Annotated in this window: 3 protein-coding genes and 1 pseudogene; 3 read left to right on the plus strand and 1 reads right to left on the minus strand. The window is 75.2% G+C overall.

The window, feature by feature from the left end; all coding sequences use genetic code 11:
* Together AA75_RS50705 and AA75_RS44320 are read left to right on the plus strand one after the other, a co-directional pair.
* Window positions 1-331 (plus strand): annotated as a pseudogene (locus tag AA75_RS50705) (alanine--glyoxylate aminotransferase family protein); the annotation flags it as partial.
* Window positions 332-352: 21 nt separating this feature from the next.
* On the plus strand, window positions 353-889 hold the full coding sequence (locus AA75_RS44320; RefSeq protein ID WP_051814482.1) for a DUF234 domain-containing protein: 537 nt from the start codon (window positions 353-355) through the stop codon (window positions 887-889).
* A gap of 43 nt (window positions 890-932) precedes the next feature.
* Here the strand turns inward: AA75_RS44320 and AA75_RS48860 are convergent, their stop codons facing one another.
* Window positions 933-1,532, minus strand: coding sequence for a hypothetical protein (locus tag AA75_RS48860; protein ID WP_033826253.1), 600 nt, complete (start codon window positions 1,530-1,532; stop codon window positions 933-935).
* A 243-nt stretch (window positions 1,533-1,775) separates the two neighbouring features.
* Between AA75_RS48860 and AA75_RS44330 the strand changes: the two genes are divergently transcribed.
* A complete protein-coding gene (locus tag AA75_RS44330; RefSeq protein WP_233289473.1) occupies window positions 1,776-3,347 on the plus strand; it encodes a TauD/TfdA family dioxygenase in 1,572 nt (523 codons plus the stop codon).
* Window positions 3,348-3,385 lie beyond the last annotated feature (38 nt).

A 3,385-nucleotide genomic window follows, 5' to 3' on the forward strand; every position in this document is an offset into this window, starting at 1 on the left:
GGCCGGCGCCCGCGCCCTCGCCCCGCTCGCCCCGTACGTGCCGCGCGACCGGGACGCCGCCCCGGTGGCCACCACCCTGCGCACCCCGCCGGCCCTGAACGCGGCCGAGCTGACCGCCGCCGCACTGCGCGCCGACCCCACCGTCCCGCTCCAGCCCGGCGGCGGCCCGCTCGCCGCCACCATGCTCCGGGTCAACCACTACGGCCCGGCCGCCACCCCGGACACCGTCCTGGCCACCCTCGCGGCCCTGGCCACGGCCCTCGGCACGGACCCCGCCGCGGCCTTGGACGCCGCCGGGGAGGCATGGGAGGCGACCGTAGCGCGACCCTGAGGATTCACGGAGCTACTTGGCGTGGTCGCGGTCGACACCCCCGTGGGGGCCGGGGACAACAGCCGGCTCCGGCGCTACCGGATCGAGGATCCGTACCTGCGGTTCTGGTTCCGGTTCGTCGAGCAGCAGGTGCCCCAGATCTCCCGTGGCCGCTCGGACATCGCCGTCGACGCCTTCCGCCGGGACTGGACCACCTGGCGCGGCAAGGCGATCGAACCCCTGGTCCACGAGGCGGTCCGCCGACTCGCCCCCGGCCTCCCGGTGCTCGAAGGCGCCGATGACATCGGCAGCTGGTGGACCAGGGACAACGCCCACGAGTACGACCTGGTGGCACGCAGCGCCCGGGCCCGCCGCACCACCGCCCTCGGCACCGTCAAGTGGCGCGAGCGCAAGCCGGTCACACCCGGCGAGCTGCACGAGCTCGCGCTGGCACGGACCGTGGTCCCCGACGCGGCCGACGCACGGCTGGTCACCGTCTGCCCGGCCGGCCTGCACTCCGGGGTCACCCCCGACCTCCACCTCGGCCCGGCCGACCTGCTCGCCGCCTGGCGCGCCTGACCGACCCGCCGGGGTCTACAGCCCAATGCGGGCGGACCGCCGGTCAGCGTGGCTGCTCCGCCAGCGACCGCAGCTGCCGGGCGCCGTCGGCCGGTCCGTGCCCGTCGGGGGCGCGGACGCCGCCGATCTCCGCATAGGACGCCGTCATCCCCTCGTCGTACCAGAGACAGGACCCGACCGGGCCGGTCGGGCCGCCCTCCTCGCCGCAGACCATCGCACCGCCGAGCGGGCCCGGGTCCACCGGGAGCACCCCGTCGTACACCCACGGGTTCCGCGCCAGCCGGGTGTCGAGCGCCGCTCGGGGATCGGGGAAGCGCTGCACGTGGCCGAGCACCGCCACGACCCGGCCGGGCGTGCCGGGATCCGCGTACACCGCGGCGAAGTCGCCGGGCCCGGCCGGCTCACCGAGCGCCGCCAACAGGCGGTCGGCCTCCTCGCGTGGAGCGAGCGGCAGCCCGTGGAAGGTGGGCGGCGGCTCGAACCGGTAGCGGGACGGCCCCTGCCGGTCCCCCGCGCACACCACCGCCACCACGGCGACGCCGAGCGCCACGGCCACCCCGGTCCAGGCCCAGCGCCGGCCGGAGCGCGGTCGGACCGGCAACTCCGGCATCGGGTAGGGCGGTTCCTTGAGTACGTCCGACATCGCTTCTCCCCCTCGGCGCGGTCACCGCACACCATCCCACCAGGCCGGGAGGGCACCGTCCGGGCCGGCGGCCCGGAATGCAGCGAATCACCCGCAATGGCGCGGCCGGATCGTTACCGCTCCCAGCGGCCGCTGTTCGCCTGCCGGACATCTGCCGGACCCGCCGGCATCACCGTGCTTCGGCAGGGTCGAGGTGCAGGAAAGTTGTATGTACAACTGACCCACCGTGAGGAGTCGAGAGACGTGACCCTGTCCCCGTACTGGCTGCGCGACAACTGCCCGTGCACCGGGTGCCGCGACCCGCGCAACGGGCAGAAGCTGTTCCAGATCGGCGAGTTGCCCGACCACCTGAGCTGCACCGAGCAGGTGGAGCAGGACGGGGTGCTGCACGTGGTCTGGTCGGACGGCCACCGCTCCTCGTACCCTCTCGGCTGGCTGGCCGAGCAGGGCGAGGGCGACGGGCGGACCGAGCAGGGCAAGCGGCTGTGGGAGGCGGCGGAGTTCGGGCGCGGCATCCCGGAGGCGGACTGGGCGGCCTACCTCGCGGACCCGGCGGAGCGCGCCGCCGTGCTCGGCGCGGTCCGGCACCTGGGCTTCGCGGTGCTGCGCGGGGTGCCGGGCGAGGAGCGCCAGGTGCTGGCGGTGGCCCGCAGCTTCGGCTACGTCCGGGAGACCAACTACGGCGAGCTGTTCGACGTGCGGATCGAGCCCGACCCCAACAACCTGGCCTTCACCAGCGCCGCCATCGCACCGCACACCGACAACCCCTACCGCGACCCGGTGCCCACCCTCCAGCTGCTGCACTGCCTGCGCAACGACGCCACCGGCGGCGACTCCGGGCTGGTGGACGGCTTCCGCGCGGCCGACCTGCTGCGCACCGAGCACCCGGAGGACTTCGCGACGCTCACCGCCACCCCGGTCCCGTTCGTCTTCCGCGACCGGCGCACCGAACTGCTCGCCGAGCGGCCGCTGATCGGGACCGACCCGCTGGGGCGGATCCGCGAGGTGCGTTTCAACAACCGGTCGATCGGCACGCTGCGGCTGCCGCCCGCCGAGCTGGACGCCTTCTACGCCGCCTACCGCCGGTTCGCCGCGATCACGCTGCGGCCCGAGCTCCAGCTGACCTTCCGGCTCGGCCACGGCGACTGCCTGGTCTTCGACAACACCCGGCTGCTGCACGCCCGGACCGCCTTCGAGCAGGACGGCCACCGCCACCTCCAGGGCTGCTACGCCGACCTGGACTCGCTCGCCAGCACCCTCGCAGTGCTGCACCGGCAGACCGCCGCACTGGACACCCTTGAGCAGCTGTTCGAGGGCGAGGGTGCGGCCGAGTACCTCGGCGAGGAGGTCACCATGGCGCAGCACATGCTGCAGGCCGGTGCGCTGGCCGAGGCCGCCGGGGCGCCCGCGCACCTGGTCGCGGCCGCGCTGCTGCACGACGTCGGCCACTTCGACGGCACCGGCCTGGAGCTGATGCAGGGCCGGGACAACCGGCACAGCCACACCGGCGCCGAGTGGCTGGGCCGCTGGTTCGGCCCCGAGGTGACCGAGCCGGTCCGGCTGCACGTGGCGGCCAAGCGCTACCTGTGCGCGGTCGAGCCCGGCTACCGGGAGCGGCTGTCGGAGGCCTCCGAGTACACCCTCCAGGTGCAGGGCGGCCCGATGGACGAGGCGCAGGCGGCCCGGTTCGCGGCGCTGCCCGGCGCCGAGGACGCGGTGGCCGTCCGCCGCTGGGACGAGCAGGCGAAGGAGGCCGATGCGCCGACCCCGCCGTTCGCCCACTTCCGGCCGCTGCTGGCCGAGTTGATGCGCTGACCCCGCCGGGCGACCGGCCGCGCCGCCCGCGCGGCCGG

The sequence above is a fragment of the Kitasatospora sp. MBT63 genome, assembly GCF_000710465.2.
Taxonomy (GTDB): domain Bacteria; phylum Actinomycetota; class Actinomycetes; order Streptomycetales; family Streptomycetaceae; genus Kitasatospora.